This window comes from Cupriavidus sp. GW823-FHT07B10 (genome assembly GCF_058794355.1).
Genome location: NZ_JBXAGS010000008.1, coordinates 196977 through 213413 on the forward strand (window position 1 = coordinate 196977; position 16437 = coordinate 213413).

At 68.0% G+C, this 16437-nt stretch carries 14 protein-coding genes; 8 read left to right on the forward strand and 6 right to left on the reverse strand.

Annotated features, from left to right (window positions below):
• Positions 1–257 precede the first annotated feature (257 nt).
• The 5 genes from AC1Q6V_RS18870 to AC1Q6V_RS18890 all read right to left on the reverse strand — a co-directional run bounded on the left by AC1Q6V_RS18870 (position 258) and on the right by AC1Q6V_RS18890 (position 5837).
• The gene (locus tag AC1Q6V_RS18870) at positions 258–1124 is read right to left on the reverse strand and encodes an HTD2 family dehydratase (RefSeq protein ID WP_010813956.1); all 867 of its coding nucleotides are present in this window, start codon (positions 1122–1124) and stop codon (positions 258–260) included.
• Between the two features lie 42 nt (positions 1125–1166).
• Positions 1167–1991, reverse strand: coding sequence for an HpcH/HpaI aldolase/citrate lyase family protein (locus AC1Q6V_RS18875; RefSeq protein ID WP_058697838.1), 825 nt, complete (start codon positions 1989–1991; stop codon positions 1167–1169).
• Between the two features lie 10 nt (positions 1992–2001).
• Positions 2002–3384 (reverse strand): MmgE/PrpD family protein, encoded by a 1383-nt coding sequence (locus AC1Q6V_RS18880; RefSeq protein WP_454750730.1) that lies wholly within the window; start codon positions 3382–3384, stop codon positions 2002–2004.
• Between the two features lie 75 nt (positions 3385–3459).
• Positions 3460–4659 carry a CaiB/BaiF CoA transferase family protein gene (locus AC1Q6V_RS18885; protein WP_454750729.1) on the reverse strand — a complete coding sequence of 400 codons (1200 nt, stop codon included), beginning with the start codon at positions 4657–4659 and terminating at the stop codon, positions 3460–3462.
• A gap of 8 nt (positions 4660–4667) precedes the next feature.
• Positions 4668–5837, reverse strand: a complete 1170-nt coding sequence (locus tag AC1Q6V_RS18890; RefSeq protein WP_010813952.1) for an acyl-CoA dehydrogenase family protein — start codon at positions 5835–5837, stop codon at positions 4668–4670.
• Between the two features lie 501 nt (positions 5838–6338).
• On the opposite strand from AC1Q6V_RS18890, the gene AC1Q6V_RS18895 reads away from it, so the two are divergent.
• Together AC1Q6V_RS18895 and AC1Q6V_RS18900 are read left to right on the forward strand one after the other, a co-directional pair.
• Entirely contained in the window at positions 6339–6806 is a 468-nt protein-coding gene (locus tag AC1Q6V_RS18895) for an MgtC/SapB family protein (RefSeq protein ID WP_010813951.1), read from the forward strand.
• Positions 6807–7002: 196 nt separating this feature from the next.
• Complete coding sequence (locus AC1Q6V_RS18900; protein ID WP_010813950.1) at positions 7003–7509, forward strand: DUF2628 domain-containing protein; 507 nt, start codon at positions 7003–7005, stop codon at positions 7507–7509.
• 21 nt (positions 7510–7530) lie between these two features.
• Here AC1Q6V_RS18900 and AC1Q6V_RS18905 read toward each other — a convergent pair whose 3' ends face one another.
• Positions 7531–8433 carry a LysR family transcriptional regulator gene (locus AC1Q6V_RS18905; RefSeq protein WP_010813949.1) on the reverse strand — a complete coding sequence of 301 codons (903 nt, stop codon included), beginning with the start codon at positions 8431–8433 and terminating at the stop codon, positions 7531–7533.
• A gap of 190 nt (positions 8434–8623) precedes the next feature.
• Between AC1Q6V_RS18905 and AC1Q6V_RS18910 the strand changes: the two genes are divergently transcribed.
• From AC1Q6V_RS18910 to AC1Q6V_RS18935, 6 genes are all read left to right on the forward strand, one after another.
• The gene (locus tag AC1Q6V_RS18910) at positions 8624–9538 is read left to right on the forward strand and encodes an SDR family NAD(P)-dependent oxidoreductase (protein ID WP_010813948.1); all 915 of its coding nucleotides are present in this window, start codon (positions 8624–8626) and stop codon (positions 9536–9538) included.
• The gene (locus AC1Q6V_RS18915) at positions 9538–10782 is read left to right on the forward strand and encodes a CaiB/BaiF CoA transferase family protein (protein WP_010813947.1); all 1245 of its coding nucleotides are present in this window, start codon (positions 9538–9540) and stop codon (positions 10780–10782) included. Before AC1Q6V_RS18910 ends, AC1Q6V_RS18915 begins: the two co-directional genes overlap by 1 nt.
• 146 nt (positions 10783–10928) lie before the next feature.
• A complete protein-coding gene (locus AC1Q6V_RS18920; protein ID WP_010813946.1) occupies positions 10929–11135 on the forward strand; it encodes a DUF6494 family protein in 207 nt (68 codons plus the stop codon).
• 293 nt (positions 11136–11428) lie between these two features.
• Entirely contained in the window at positions 11429–13621 is a 2193-nt protein-coding gene (locus AC1Q6V_RS18925; protein ID WP_454750728.1) for a type I secretion system permease/ATPase, read from the forward strand.
• Complete coding sequence (locus AC1Q6V_RS18930; protein ID WP_011616754.1) at positions 13605–14993, forward strand: HlyD family type I secretion periplasmic adaptor subunit; 1389 nt, start codon at positions 13605–13607, stop codon at positions 14991–14993. Before AC1Q6V_RS18925 ends, AC1Q6V_RS18930 begins: the two co-directional genes overlap by 17 nt.
• Positions 14994–15067: 74 nt before the next feature.
• The coding region (locus tag AC1Q6V_RS18935) for a VCBS domain-containing protein (RefSeq protein ID WP_492316327.1) at positions 15068–16437 on the forward strand (1370 nt) is incomplete at its 3' end.

Genomic DNA, 16437 nt, shown 5'->3' on the forward strand with positions numbered 1-16437 from the left:
CGGCTACGTTGGAGCCTTGCGAGCGCTCTGCCGGGCCTCCCTTGGATTGCTGGCCGACAGGGTAGAAGAAGTCGCGGAGGGAATTGAGGAGGCGATGGTCGGGTAACCAATCGCGGTCGGTCGCTGATTCACTGAGATGGCAGGTCCCGCTGGTGTCAATTGTGGGCACCGCAGGACTTGACCGACCGTTTGTGTGCCCCCTCTCCCGCAAGCGGGAGAGGGGAGCAAACCAGCGGAGCAGATAAGGCTTCAGGCTCTTAACTTTCCACTTCCGCCCACCCCTGCATCGCCTGCCCGCCGGCATCGTCCCCCGTCCACAGCACCAGCCGCCCAGCCTGCGCCGGATCAGCCGCGCCGCCAACGATGATGGTGTCCTGGTCGAACAGCGGCGCCAGGCCGCGGAAGCCAAAGCGGCGCACGCGCGCCTGCGGTTGCTCGCGCGCCACCAGGTCCAGCATCAGCATGGCCTGCATCGGCCCGTGCACCACCAGGCCGGGGTAGCCCTCGACCTCGCGCGTGTACTGGCGGTCATAGTGGATGCGGTGGCCGTTGAAGGTCAGTGCCGAGTAGCGGAACAGCATCACCGGATCTGCCTGCAGCGTGCGCTGCCACTGCGCGGCCTGCTCCAGGCGCGGGCGCGGCGGCTGCGGCCTGGACGGGTCGGGCATGGCGCGGTAGACGATATCGTGGCGCTCGTTGACCGCGGTCTTGCCGTTGACGGTCAGCTCGTGATCGACGGCGACAAACCACAGTTCACCGGTGCGCCCGGTCTTGTACTGCACGTCCTTGATGGTGGAGGTGCGCGTGACGGTATCGCCGATATGCAGCGGATGGCTGAAGCTCAGTTCGCTGCCGGCCCACATGCGGCGCGGCAGCGGCACCGGCGGCATGAAGCCGCCGAGGGTGGGATGGCCGTCGCGTCCCAGTTCACGCTGCGGCGCGCGCGGCAGGAAGTAGAGCCAGTGCCACAGCGGCGGCAGCGGGCCGGCGGCGACGGCCTCGGGGTCGAGGTCGAAGGTGGCGGCGAGGCCGATCACCGGTTCCGGCGACAGCGTTTCGGTGCGCGATTCGCTGCGGCCGATCCAGCCGCGCAGGCGTTCGAGTTCAGGAGTGGCGTCAGTCATGACAGTAAGCCTTGTAATGCGTGAAAGTGGCCGGAAGGCGGGTTATTGCGCCAGTGCCAGCAGCCGGCGGGCCTGCTCGATCACGGGCCGGTCCACCATCTTGCCATCGACCTGCACCGCATGGCTGCCGCTGGCGGTAGCTTCCAGCACGCGGCGGGCCCAGTCGAGCTGCTCGGGGCTGGGCAGGAAGCCTGCGCGCGCCGCGCCCAGCTGGGCCGGGTGGATGCAGAGCTTGCCGGCAAAGCCGAGTTCGCGCGCATAGGCAACGTCGCTGGCCAGCACGGCTTCGTCTTTCAGTGCGGTGGTCACGCCGTCGACCGGCGGCGGCAGCCCGGCCACGCGTGAGGCCAGCACGATGCGCGCGCGTGCAAAGGCGAGCGCGTCGCGCGTATGGCTGCAGCCCAGGTCGACCGCATAGTCGAGCGAGCCGAAGGCAAGACGTGCCACGCCGGTGGCGGTGGCCACGGCGTCGATCTGATGCAGGCCCAGCGCGGTTTCGATGATCGCGACCAGTTCGCCCTGCGGGTTGATCGCGTGCAGGGCCTGCGCGATGGTGGCCAGCGCGGCGGCATCTTCTGCCTTGGGCACCAGCAGGCCTGCCAGCGCGGTACCCGGGGGCAGCGCGCGCAGCCAGGCCAGGTCGGCGGCAAAGGACGGCGAGGCGCTGTCGTTGATGCGGACAAAGGCATTGGCCGCGGGCAGTCCGGCCAGCCACGCGGCGATGGCTGCGCGCGCGGCGGGCTTGGCGTCCGGATGGACCGCGTCCTCGAGGTCCAGGATCATCACATCGGGGCCGGCGGCAGCGGCCTTGTCGAAGCGTTCCGGCCGGTCGCCCGGCACGAACAGGTAGGTGACTGCAGTGGACATGTCTTGGTCCTCAGCCTGCGGCGGGCAGCCAGTCGTTGACGTTCGGGGCCTGCTCCAGCGCCCACACGCGCTGGATGATGGCGCGCATCTCGGCCTCGCTCGCGCCGTGGCGGAACGCGCCCAGCTGCAGCGCCTTCGCTTCCAGTTCCGGGCGCGACAGGGTGTTGTCGGGATCGCCCTTGGGCACGTCGACCCGCGCCGCCAGTGTGCGGCCGTCGGTGGTCGTGACGGTAACGCGGCCGATCCACTGGCGAGGGTAGGCGGCGTTGATCTCGGCATCCAGTTCCATGCCGACCTTGCCGCGGAAGGCGGTCACCTTCGGGTCCTGCAGCGCATGCTGCTCGAACTCGCCCAGACCCGCATGGCCGTGCACGGCCACCAGCCCCAGCACCGTGCCCATCGAGAACTTGGCCTGGTGGATGGTGGTGGGGTTGACCACCGGGCCGAGCACGTCGATGGCGCCCTGGTGCACGTGCGTGGTGACGCTGGCGACCTGGTCGGCGCCGATGCCTTCGCGCTGCATCAGAGCCTTGAGCGCATCGGCGGCCGGGTGCGTGTGGCGGCATGAGGCGAAGAACTTGAACGAGGTCTCGGCGGTGGCCCAGCGCGTGCCCAGGCCGTCGGTCAGGCAGGCGGGGTTGGCATCGCTGGACATGCCGGCGGCCATGCCCTGCGCGCCTTCCAGGATCTGCTTCGCGCCGGTGAAGCCGGCGCGCGCGAGCCAGGCTGACTGCAGGCCATCGGCTGCGGCCTTGGCGGTATGCAGCTGCTTGGAGTCGGCGGCGTCGCGCAGGAATTCCCACAGGCCCGCGGCCTGCGTGCCGGCCGAGCCCAGTGCCTGGTTGATGCCTTCGGCATCGAGGCCGTAGAGCTTGGCCACGGCCGCGGCGGCGGCCAGCGTGCCCACCGTGCCGGTGGTGTGGAACACGCGGTAGTGCGAACGGCCCATGAATTCGCCGATGCGGATGCCGGCCTCATAGCCGGCGATCGAGGCCAGCAGCACTTCGGCGCCGGTCTTGCCCTCGGTCTGCGCGGCTGCCACCACGGCAGGGAACACCACCGCGGCCGGGTGCAGCACCGAGCCGTTGTGCACGTCGTCCTGCTCGACCACGTGCGAGGAGGCGCCGTTGATCAGCGCGGCAAAGTAGGGCGAGGTGCGGCGGCGGTCCACCAGCACTTCGGCGCCGCCTTGGTCCGGGCCCATGGCCGCGGCGAACTCCTGCAGCTTGCGCACGGCGGGGGCATCCTTGCCGGCAATGGCCGCGGCGATCCAGTCCAGGAACAGGTCCTTGGTGCGCTCGATCACGGGCGCGGGCACGTCGGCCAGCTTGAGGTCGGCCAGGAAGTCGCAAAGCTGGCGGGTGGGGTAGGTGGTGTCTGCGGGTTGGCTCATGCCGGCTCCGGAGATTGAATTGGGGCTTGCGGAAAAGGAAAAAGGCGCCCGGTCTTCCCGGGCGCCGGCATTGGTTCAGATGGTCTGCTGGTCCGCCAGCGCGGCGATGTCGCTGTCGGCGTAGCCTAGCTCGGCCAGGATCTGGCGGCTGTGCGCGCCCAGCGCGGGCACATCGCCCATCACCGGCTCCACGCCCGACAGGTTGGCCGGCGGCAGCAGTGCGCCGATGGTGCCCCCGGGCACCGCGACTTCGCGCCAGCGGTTGCGGGCGGCCAGCTGCGGGTGGTTCCAGACGGCTTCGATATCGTTCATCGGCGCGTTGGCGATCTGGGCGGCGTCAAGCAGCGCCTCCGCCTGCGACACGGTCATCGCGGCAAAGCGCTGCTCGATGATTGTGGTCATCGCGGGGCGGTTCTTGACGCGGCCGGAGTTGGTGGCGAAGCGTTCGTCCTGCAGCAGCTCGGGCTGCTCCAGCACCTTCTCGCAGAAGGCACGCCATTCGCGCTCGTTCTGCAGGCCGAAGATCACGCTGCCGCCGTCGCCGGTGCGGTGCACGCCGTACGGGGCGATGGCCGGGTGCGAGGCGCCGAAGCGCGCCGGCGGCGTGCCGCCGTAGTGGCCGAAGTAGAGTGCGTAGCCCATCCATTCAGACAGTGCTTCGAGCATGGTCACTTCCACGCGCACGCCCTCGCCGGTGCGCCCGCGCTGCAGCAGCGCCGACAGGATGCCGGTGTAGGCGTACATGCCGGCGGCGATGTCGGCAATCGAGATACCCGCGCGCGAGGGCTCGTCGGGGCCGCCGGTGATGCCGATCAGGCCGGCGGCGGCCTGGATCAGGAGGTCATAGGCCTTCTTGTCGCGATAGGGGCCGGCATCGCCATAGCCCGAGATATCGCACACGATCAGCTTGCCGTAGCGGGCGTGCAGGGTGTCGAAGTCCAGGCCCATGCGCGCGGCGGCGCCGGGGGCCAGGTTCTGCACCAGCACGTCGGCATCGGCCAGCAACTGGTGCAGCACCTTCTGCGCGGCTTCCTGCTTCAGGTCCAGCGTCAGGCTTTCCTTGCCGCGGTTGAGCCAGACGAAGTGCGAGGCCTGGCCATGCACGGTCTCGTCATAGCCGCGGGCAAAATCGCCCGCGCCGGGGCGCTCGACCTTGATCACGCGCGCGCCCAGGTCGGCCAGCTGGCGCGTGGCGAAGGGAGCGGCCACGGCGTGCTCGAGCGAGACCACGTGGATGCCGTCGAGCGGACGGATGCCTTTGGGGGAATGGGACATGTAGGGCCTTAGAACGAACGCGGCAGCTCGAGCACATGCTCGGCCACGTAGGACAGGATCAGGTTGGTCGAGATCGGCGCCACCTGGTACAGGCGCGTCTCGCGGAATTTGCGTTCGATGTCGTACTCGGCGGCAAAGCCGAAGCCGCCGTGCGTCTGCAGGCAGACGTTGGCCGCTTCCCACGACGCGTCGGCGGCCAGCAGCTTGGAGATATTGGCTTCCTTGCCGCATGGCTTGCCGGCGTCGAACAATTGCGCGGCCTTGTAGCGCATCAGGCTGGCGGCCTCGACATTGATGTAGGAGCGCGCGATCGGGAACTGCACGGCCTGGTTCTGGCCGATGGGGCGGTCGAACACGATGCGGTCGCGCGCATAGTTGCTGGCGCGCTCGACAAACCAGTAGCCGTCGCCGATGCACTCGGCGGCGATCAGGATGCGCTCGGCGTTGAGGCCGTCAAGGATGTACTTCAGGCCCTTGCCTTCCTCGCCGATCAGGTTTCCGGCGGGGACTTCGAGGTTGTCGAAAAACAGCTCGTTGGTCTCGTGGTTGACCATGTTGCGGATCGGCTTGACCGTCAGGCCCTTGCCGATGGCATCACGCAGGTCCACCACAAACACCGACAGGCCCTCGGACTTGCGCTTGACCTGGTCCAGCGGCGTGGTGCGTGCCAGCAGCAGCATCAGGTCCGAATGCTGCACGCGCGAAATCCATACCTTCTGGCCATTGACGATGTACTTGTCGCCCTGGCGCACCGCGGTGGTCTTGAGCTTGGTGGTGTCGGTGCCGGTGGTGGGCTCGGTCACGGCCATCGACTGCATGCGCAGCTCGCCCGAGGCGATGCCCGGCAGCCAGCGCTGTTTCTGCGCTTCCGAGCCGTGGCGCAGCAGGCAGCCCATTACGTACATCTGGCCGTGGCAGGCGCCGGAATTGCCGCCGCTGCGGTTGATTTCCTCCATGATGACCGAGGCGGCTGTCAGCGACAGGCCCGAGCCGCCATAGGCTTCGGGGATCAGCGCTGACAGCCAGCCCGCCTGGGTCAGAGCCTGGACAAAGGTCTCAGGAAAGGCGTTCTGCTCTTCCACCCGTTGCCAGTACGCCGAATCGAAGCCGGCACAGAGGTCGCGCACCGCTTCGCGGATTTCGGGGTAGAGCTGGTCTGGATCCTGATGTGCGTGCATGGGGTAGCCCCGCTCGGATTGAATGGGGCCATTATTCCCGAGCCCCCGGCACGCTGAAATTCGGATTTGCGAAAGAGCGGCTTAGGTGGGCCGGAAGCGGGGGGAGGCGGAAGCTGCATGCGGCGCCGGGGCGCCCGCAGTTGCGCAAGAGGCCGGCGCAGCGGCCTCTTGCGCGGGGATGGCTGGCAGGCCGGGCCTGGGAATCAGTGCATGAAGAGCCAGATCAGGACCAGGATGAAGGCCGGGACGCCAAGTAGCCAGGCAAGGATATAGGGCATGGTGCAACTCCTGTCGATGACGGTAATCGGTGATTCCAATATAGGAATGCCGTCATGGCGGCACTGTCGGCGAGCTTCCGCTTGCGGTGTAGGACGCAGCCGCAAGCGCCTGGCGGACGGCCCGCGCGGTGTGGCGCGAGCGCCTTGGGGCCCGCCGGCCCGGTTGCCGGCAGGCCATCCCGTGCTACGCTCAGGTCTGTACCCAAGCACCCGGAGACGAGCCATGGACGGGGTCTGGTCCGAGATCTACAGTGTCTTGCGCGCCGAGTTCGCCGATGTGCCGGACGCTGGCGAGGCCACCCGCATCCTGGCACGCCTGTTCATGGCGGTGTTGCTGGGCGGCCTGATCGGCTATCAGCGCGAGGCCTCCGGCAAGGCAGCGGGGCTGCGCACCCATATGCTGGTGGCGCTGGGCTCGGCGCTGTTCGTGCTGGTGCCGCTGCAGGCAGGGACGCCGCTGGCCGACATCAGCCGCGTGCTGCAGGGGCTGATTGCCGGCATCGGCTTCCTTGGCGCCGGCGCGATCCTGAAGCACAGCGACGAAGCTCACATCCAGGGCCTGACCACCGCGGCCAGCATCTGGATGGTCGCGGCCATCGGCGTGGCTGCCGGCCTGGGTCGCGATACCACCGCGGTGATCGCCACCATTTTCACGCTGGTCATCCTGCAGGTCCTGCAGCGCTGGAAATAGCGCACCCGCGCCCGGTGCATCCGGCACCCCGTGCCGCCCGGCGTGCGCCGGTCTGTTCGCTTGCCCGCCAATTTGCGTTATTTCCCACAGTAATGCGCGCCAGCGCACGCTGCCCGCGCGCGCTGCGCCCTATGCTGTGGCACAGGTTGCGCCGCGATCCACAGGCGCGGCCGTGGCAGAGCAGGGGGAGGCAGCCATGAAATCATCGATCCGTGACGATGCGGCGCTGGCCGCATTCGTGGGGCCGCGCTATGCGTACTACAGCCAGCGCTGGTCCCTGGCAGAGGCACGCGGCGGCATGTCGTGGAACTGGGCGGCGTGCCTGCTGGGGCCGTTCTGGATGGCCTACCGGCGCATGTACTGGCAGGTGGGGGTCTATGCGCTGATCGTCTGCGCCGAACCGGTGCTGCACGCGCTGTTCGGGCTGAAGATGCCGCTGGCGGTCCGGCCGATGCTGTATGCCATGGCGCTGCTGCTGGGCATGTATGGCAACCAGATCTACCGCTGGCATGCCGAGGCGACCATCCGGCACCTGCGCGAGTACCATTTCTCACCGGAACTGGTGCACGACTCGCTGGCGCGCTGTGGCCGCACCAGCTGGCCCGGTGTGTTCGCCATGGGCCTGCTGCTGGTGGTGATGGCGGTGTCGCTGAGCCCGCTGGCGGGGCTGGTGGTGCAGGGCGGCGGGCTGGCCGCCGGCTGAACGGTCGGCGGCCTCCCTGATTTACACGGGCTCGCGCGCCGCGTCGACCAGGTACTGGATCAGGGTTTCGGCAAACTGGGGCAGTTCGCGCCCCGGGCGGCGCACCAGGCGCAGCTCGCGCTTGGCCCATTCGTCTTCCAGCTGGATAAAGCGCAGCACCTTGCGGCTGGCGTAGCGGCGCGCGCAGCTGTTGGGCACGATGGCGATGCCCGCGCCGGCCTCGACCATGCGGCATACGGCATCGAAGCTGCCCACCTGGATGCGCAGGCTGATGCGCTTGCCCATGCCGCCGGCGATGCGGTCCAGGAACGACTGGATCGCGCTGAACTGGTTCAGGCCGACAAAGCGGCAGGTATCGAGCAGGTCGGCGAAATGCAGCCGCTTGAAGGCCGGCAGCGGGTGGTTGACGGGGGCGATCACGATCAGCTCATCGCTGCACAGATGCATCGCGTCCAGGTCCTGGGTGGCGACTTCACCGGCCACGATGCCCAGGTCGGCGGCGCCGGCGCTGATGGCCGAGACGATTTCCTGCGACAGGTGCTCTTCCAGCTCGATGTCCACGTCCGGGTTCTCGCTCAGGAAGCGCGATACGCCGGTGGCCAGGAACGAGTTGGTGGCGGTGGTGTTGGCCAGCAGCCGCACCCGGCCCTTGACGCCCTTGGCATAGGGCCGCAGGTCGGCGTGCAGGCATTCCAGTTCGCGGAAGACCTCGCGCGCGTGGCGCAGCAGCGCATCGCCCGCCGGCGTCAGGCGCACCCCCTTGACCTGGCGGATCAGCAATTGTGTCTGGAACGCCTCTTCCAGCTGCTTGATCCGGGTGCTGGCCGCGGGCAGCGACAGGAAGCTGCGTTCGGCCGCGCGGGTCAGGTTCTCCGTCTCGCCAACGTTCAGGAAGAGGCGGAGGTCGGTCAGGTCGTAATGCATGGGCTTCCGTCAGGCCAAAGGCCAGTTTTGTGATTCGTGAATTCCAAAGTCTCGGCCGTCAATTTATCGTATCCACTGCGGCGTGGACATCCGGATTGACCGCACCGGCGGGCGAATGCCCGCGGCGCAGGGGTGTTTCGCCGGGTTTGCGGTCGGTGACCGCACAAAAAGTATTCAGAGGAGCAACGCAATGAGCGGTTTGATGGCAGGCAAGGTCGCGCTGGTGACGGGCGCAGGTGGTGGAATCGGGCGCGGCATCGCGCTGGCACTGGCCGCCGCCGGCGCCAAGGTGGTGGTCAACGACCTCGGCGTGTCGATGACCGGCGAGGGCGGCGACGCCGGCCCCGCTCAGCGCGTGGTGGAGGAAATCCGCGCCGCCGGCGGCGAGGCCGTGGCCAATACCGACAGCGTGTCGACCTGGAACGGCGCCAATGCCATCGTGCAATGCGCGCTGGACAACTTCGGCCGCATCGACGCCGTGGTCAACAACGCCGGCAACCTGCGCGACCGCATGTTCTTCAAGATGAATGAAGAAGAATGGCGCTCGGTGATCGACGTGCACCTGCACGGCACCTTCTTCGTCAGCCGCGCCGCGGCCAGCTACTTCAAGGACCAGGAGAGCGGCGCCTACGTGCACATGACCTCGACCTCGGGCCTGATCGGCAACCTGGGCCAGGCCAACTACTCGGCGGCCAAGCTGGGCATTGCCGCGCTGTCCAAGTCGATCGCGCTGGACATGCAGCGCTTCAATGTGCGCTCGAACTGCATCGCGCCGTTCGCCTGGAGCCGCATGACCAGCTCGATCCCGGCCGAAACGCCGGAAGAGAAAGCGCGCGTGGCCAAGCTGCAGAAGATGGAAGCCGGCAAGATCGCGCCGGTGGCGGTCTACCTTGCCAGCCCGGCCGCCAGCGAAGTCAACGGCCAGATCTTCGCGGTGCGTGCCAACGAGATCATCCTGATGAGCCAGCCGCGCCCGGTGCGCTCGGTGCACATGAGCGATGGCTGGACGCCTGAAACCGTGGGCGAGATCGCCATGCCGGCGATGCGCAACAGCTTCTTCAAGCTGGAGCGTTCGCCCGATGTGATCAGCTGGGACCCGATCTGATGGCGGGCAGCCAGGCCGCGGCGCACGGCGCGCTTGCCGGCGTGCGGGTGCTGGACCTGTCGCGCATCCTGGCCGGTCCCTGGTGCGCGCAGAACCTGGCGGACCTGGGCGCCGAAGTCATCAAGGTGGAGCGGCCCGGCGCGGGCGACGACACCCGTTCGTGGGGGCCGCCCTGGCTGCCCGGCGCGGACGGGCAGCCGTCGCGCGACGCCACCTACTTTGCCGGCGCCAACCGCGGCAAGCAGTCGGTGACGCTCGATATCGCCAGCCCGCAAGGGCAGGAGATTGTGCGCGAACTGGCGGCCAAGTCGCAGATCGTGCTGGAGAACTACAAGGTCGGCGACCTGAAGCGCTACGGGCTGGACTATGACAGCCTCAAGGCGATCAACCCGTCCATCGTCTACTGCTCGATCACGGGCTACGGCCAGACCGGGCCGAGCGCGCACAAGCCCGGCTATGACTTCATCTTCCAGGGCCTGGGCGGCCTGATGAGCGTCACCGGCGAGCGCGACGACCTGCCCGGCGGCGGGCCGCAGAAGGTGGGCGTGGCGGTGGTCGACATGCTTACCGGCATGTATGCCACCGTGGCCGTGCTGGCCGCGTTGCGACATGCCGAGCGCACCGGCGAGGGCCAGCATATCGACATGGCGCTGCTCGATGCGGTGGTGGCGGTCGGCGCCACGCCGATCATCGCCCAGCGCGTGACCGGCAAGGCCATGCCGCGCTACGGCAATGCGCACGCCAATATGGTGCCCTACCATGTGTTCGCCACCGCCGACGGCTACATGATCGTGGCGGCCGGTAACGACGGGCAGTGGCAGGCGTATTGCCGCGGCGTCGAGCGTCCCGACCTGGCCGCCGACGAGCGCTTTGCCACCGGCCCCGGCCGCATCATCCATCGCGACACGCTGGTGCCGCTGCTCGAGGCGCATATGCGCACGCGGCCGACGGCGCACTGGGTGCAGGCGCTGGAAGCGCAGGGCATCCCGTGCGGGCCGATCAACGACTACGGCCAGGTGCTGGAAGACCCGCAGGTGCGGCATCGCGAGCTGCAGGTCGACCTGGTGCGCGACGACGGCAGCCTGTGCCCGACCGTCAAGAGCCCGTTGCGGCTGTCGGCAACCCCGGTGCAATACGACGCACCGCCGCCGCGGCTGGGCGAGCATACCGAACAGGTGCTGGAATCGGTGCTGGGTATGTCGGCCGAGCGCATCGCCAGGCTGCGCGAGCAAGGCGTGGTCTGATTGGTGACGGATGCCTGGCAGGCAACTGCCGGGCACTGCCTGCTTCCGGGCGGATCACCAGGCCTCTGCACAAAGTCCCCCCATCGCCTAGGCTGTCTGGGTAGCGGCCCGAACCGTGATTCCCGGGTTCCCCACAGGAGACAGCCATGAACGAAGAGACCTTCAACCTCAGCATCCGCAAGTTCCTGAAGGTGGTCGGCGTCAGCTCACAGCGCGAGATCGAACAGGCGATAGCCAGGGCCATGGCCGACGGTACCATCGCCGGCAACGAGCACTTGCCGGTGTCGGTGACGCTGGAACTGGCTGGTGTCAAGCTCCAGGCGCGCTTCGAGGGTGAAATCCAGCTTGAGTAAGGCAGTCATGGCGGTGCTCGTTTTGGTTCTGTTTCTTGCGTGAAACGCCAAAAGGATGACCCCGCCCGGTCCTTTTGTTGCGCCATCTGATCCATCCGCAGTATGGGCGCGCAGGGCCCCTTCACATATTCTTCCCGGAAACGTCGAACCAATGGGACCGGGGGGAAACCATGGCTGGATGCAACGAGCGCATGCATTGCGCAGGGGGCGCGGTATGCGCAGGCCGTGCAACGCTATGTGCGCAAGGGCGGGTCACTCGCCACGCGCCGCTCTGAAGGGCGGGGGCCGTTGCCATGCATGCCGCCGCCGCGCCCGCAAGGAACATCGAGGACACCGGCTGGAACCTGCCGGATCCGGCAGGTCGGCACGCGCGCCCCGATGATCCGCTGCTGGCGTGCCTGCTCTGGCTGGCCCGGCGCTTCCAGCGGCCAGTCGCGGCCGAAGCCCTGATTGCGGGCCTGCCGCTGGAGGCGGAGCGCCTGACCCCTGCCTTGTTTCCACGCGCGGCCGCACGCGCGGGCATGTCGGCCCGGCTGGTCAAGCGCCCGCTGGGCGACATCCCGGACCTGGTGCTGCCCGCCATCCTGCTGCTCGACCAGGGCGAGGCCTGCGTAATGCTGCGCCGTGGCGACGTGGGCATGCTGCTGGTCTCGCAGCCGGAGTGGGGCGACGGCGAGCAGCCGGTCCGCCAGGAAGACCTGCTGGCCCGGTACACCGGCCATGCCATCTTTGCCCGGCCCGCGCACCGCTTCGAGGCGGCGGACGATGCCGGGCCGGCGTCGCCACATGGATGGTTCTGGGGCGTGATGCGCCAGTCGTGGCCGCTCTATGGCGAGGTGCTGGTTGCCTCGCTGCTGCTCAGCCTGTTCGCGCTGGTCATGCCGCTGTTCACCATGAACGTCTATGACCGTGTGGTGCCGAACCATGCGCTGGAAACGCTGTGGGCACTGGCCATCGGTGTGGGCCTGGTGCTTGGCTTCGAGCTGGTGATGCGCACGCTGCGGGGCTATTTTGTCGACGTAGCGGGCCGGCGCATCGATGTCACGGTGTCCGCGACGGTGTTCGAGAAGGTGCTGGGCATCGAGATGAAGGCGCGGCCGGCGTCGGTGGGCAGCCTGAGCAGCCAGCTGCATGAATTCGAGTCGGTGCGCGAGTTCCTGACCTCGGCCACCATCACGACCCTGGTTGACCTTCCGTTCGCCGCGGTCTTCATTGCGGCCATGTTCTGGGTCGGTGGCCCGCTGGCCTGGGTGCCGCTGCTGGCGGTGCCGCTGGTGATCGGCACCAGCCTGCTGCTGCAGGGACCGCTGTCGCGCGCGGTGCGCGCCAGCAGCGCCTGCGCGGCCCAGCGCCAGGCCGCACTGGTCGAAACCCTGGTGGGGCTGGAGACCGTCAAGACCAGCGGTGCCGAAGGTGCCGCCCAGCGCAAATGGGAGCAGGTGGTCGGGCAGATGGCGCAACTGGGGCTGCGCGCGCGGCTGCTCTCCGCCTGCGTGATCAACTTCTCGCTGTTCGCCCAGCAGGCCGCCACGCTGGTGGTGGTGGTGATCGGCGTCTACCTGATCGCCGACGACCGGCTGACCACGGGCGGCCTGATTGCCTGCACCATCCTTGCCGGCCGCGCGCTGGCGCCGCTGTCGCAAGTGGCGGGGCTGACCACCCGCTATCACCAGGCGCGCACCGCGCTGGCCGGTATCGACCGCATGATGGCGCTGCCCGTCGAGCGCCCGCCCGGCAAGCATTTCCTGCACCGTCCGCCGCTGCGCGGCGAGATCGAGTTCCGGCAGGTCAGCTTTCGCTATCCGGGCCGCGACATCGCGGCACTGGATGGGGTCTCGTTCCGCATTGCCAGCGGCGAGCGGGTTGGCCTGATAGGCCGCATCGGCTCAGGCAAGACCACCATCGAGAAGCTGATCCTTGGCCTGTACGCACCGGATGCCGGCACCGTGCTGGTCGACGGCGCGGAGGTGCGCCAGCTGGACCCGGCCGCGTTGCGGCGCGACATCGGCTATGTGCCGCAGGACGTGATGCTGTTCAGCGGGACGCTGCGCGACAACATCGTGATGGGCGCCCCGTACACCGACGACGAGGCGGTGCTGCGCGCGGCGCGCCTGGGCGGCGTGAGCGACTTTGTCGATCGCCTGCCGGACGGCTATGACTTGCGCCTGGGAGAGCGCGGCGAAGGCCTGTCGGGCGGCCAGCGCCAGGCCATTGCCATTGCCCGTGCCGAGTTGCTGCAGCCGCCGCTGCTGCTGCTCGACGAACCCAGCAGCGCCATGGACAACCGCACCGAGGAGCAGTTCAAGGCGCGCCTGGCCTTAGCGCTGGGCGGGCGCACGCTGATCCTGGTCACGCATCGCGGCTCGCTGCTCAGCCTGGTCGATCGCCTGATCGTGATGGACCAGGGCCGTATCGTCGCCGATGGTCCCAAGGCCGAAGTCCTGAACGCGCTCGCGGGGAGGAAGCTCCATGTCGCTTCAGCCTGATCCGCAACGCATGGGGCCAGTGCGGCGCCTGATCGCCGCGCTGAGGCCACGTGCCGACGACACCGCCTTCATGTGCGAGCGCGATGCGGCCACGATGGCGCAACCGCGCTATTTCACGCACTGGATCCTCTGGTCCGCCCTGGTCTTCGTGCTGGTGGCGCTGGCCTGGGCCGCGCTGGCGCGGGTGGACGAGGTGGCCGTGGGCGAGGGCAAGGTGATCCCGTCGAGCCAGGTGCAGGTGGTGCAGAACCTCGAAGGCGGGATCATCGCCGAGATCATGGTGCGACCGGGGCAGGTGGTGAACAAGGACCAGCCGCTGATGCGCATCGACGATACACGCTTCACGGCTTCATACCAGGAAGGCCGCACCAGGGACGATGCGCTGGTGGCACGCATTGCGCGCCTGAGCGCCGAGGCCGACGGCACGGCGTTCGTGGCGAGCGCGCCGGCCGATGCCGAGGGCCGCCGCTTCGTGTCCGAGGAGCGCGCGCTGTTCGAGTCACGCAAGCGCGCGTTCGATGCCAATCTCGCCGTGCTGCGCCAGCAGTCCGAGCAGCGGCGGCAGGAGCTGACCGAGAAGCGCTCGCGCGAGCAGCAACTGCGGCAGAGCCATCGGCTGGTGGCACAGGAGCTGGCCATGATGCGCCCGATGATGGCGCAGGGCGTCGTGTCCGAGGTCGACCTGCTGCGGCTGGAGCGCCAGGCCAATGACCTGAAAGGCGAGCTCGAGGCCGCGCGGCTCGCCATGCCGCGCCTGGAGGCCGCCTACCGCGAGAGCCAGCAAAAAGCCGACGAACTGGGCACGCATTATCGTGCCGAGGCCATGAAAGAGCTCAACCAGGCCAAGGCCGAACAGGCCGCGCAGAGCGCCACCAACACCGCGCTGCAGGACCGCGTCGACCGTACCCTGGTACGCGCCCCGCTTGCGGGCGTCATCAAGCAGATCAAGATCAATACCGTTGGCGGCGTGGTGCAGCCCGGCATGGATCTGCTGGAGATCGTCCCGCTGGAAGACACGCTGCTGGTAGAGGCGCGCGTGCGGCCTGCCGACATTGCCTTCCTGCGGCCCGGCCAGCCGGCGGTGGTCAAGCTGTCGGCCTATGACTTTTCGATCTATGGCGGCTTTGCCGGCACCGTGGAGCATATCAGCGCCGATACGCTGACACCGGAGCGCCCGGGCGAGCGCCCGGAAAGCTACTACCTGGTGCGCGTGCGCACGCGCGACAACCGGCCAGGCGGCAGTGCCGTGCAGGTGCCCATCCTGCCCGGCATGGTGGCGACGGTCGATGTGCTGACCGGGCAGAAGACGGTGCTCCATTACCTGCTCAAGCCCATCATCAAGACCAGGGAACTGGCGTTCCGGGAACGATAAGAGCGGGCGGTTTGCCCACGACGACAACAAGCAAGGCATGGCCAGCAGGCTGGCATTCAGGACGGAGAGTGATCATGGCAACCCTGACAGGTAGCAACGGCAGCGACAGCATCAGCGGCACCACGTCCGCCGACACCATCCTGAGCGGCAATGGCAATGACTACGTCAGCGCCGGCGATGGCAACGACTATGTCGATGCCGGCAACGGCGACGATATCGTCGAAGGCGGCAGCGGCGACGACACGCTGCTGGGCGCCAACGGCAAGGACCGGGTCTTCGGCGGGCTCGGCAATGACAACTTGTCGGGTGGCAACGGCACCGACGCGGTCTATGGCGGCGGCGGCGATGACGTGATCGGCAGCATCGACGGCTCGTCGGCGCTTTACACCGGCGACAATGGCGGCGATACGCTGTATGGCGACGGCTATGACAGCTACGCCGACTACCTGCTCGGTGCCGGCCATGAGTCAGCCCGGCCGGGTAACGACCGCATCTATGGCGGCAACGGCGACGACCTGATCTACGGGGACAACGGCAACAATGCCGCCCTGGGCGGCGACGACATCATTGCCGGTGGCAACGGCAAGGACACCATCTACGGTGAAGGCGGCAACGACAAGATCGCCGGCGGGACAGGCGGCGACACCCTGAGCGGCGGCAGCGGCGCCGACGTCTTTGTCTATAACGCCGTCTCCGACTCCACCGCGGCCGGCATGGATGTGATCACCGACTTCCAGCGCGGCGTGGACCACCTCGACTTGCGGCCCGTGCTGGGCGACACTGGCTTTGAATGGGGTGGCCGCCAGCCCACGGCCCACGGAGCCTGGTTCCAGCAATCGGGGGGCAATACCTATGTCTACGTGGATGTCGACGGCAATCCCGCCACGGCGGAAATGGTCATCAAGCTCAACGGCCTGCACGAACTGACCAAGTCGGACTTCGCTGGCTACGACAACCATGCGCCAACGGCAGTGGCCGATACCCACGCGATCGGCGAGAACAACTCTCCGAACCCGATCACCGGCAATGTGCTGTCGAACGACAGCGACGTCGATGCGGGGAACGTGCTGGCCGTGGCCAATCCCGGCACTTATGCCGGCCAGTACGGCACGCTGACGCTCCACGCCGACGGCAGCTACAGCTATGAGCTGGACAACGGCAATGGCCAGGTGCAGGCATTGCGGCAGGGCCAGCAAGTCCAGGACACGTTCAACTATGAGGTGTCCGACGGGCAGGCCAGCGCGGCTTCATCGCTGAGCATCCGGATTACTGGTGCCAACGATGGAGCCACGATCACGGCCTCGGACAGCGAAGACAAGGCGGTAACCGAGGCTGGCGGCGCAGGCAATGCTGAAACGGGCGACGCATCCGCCAGCGGCAAGCTGACGGTCACTGACGTCGATACCGGTGAAGCGCACTTTGCCGCAGTGCCGCCGGAGAGTCT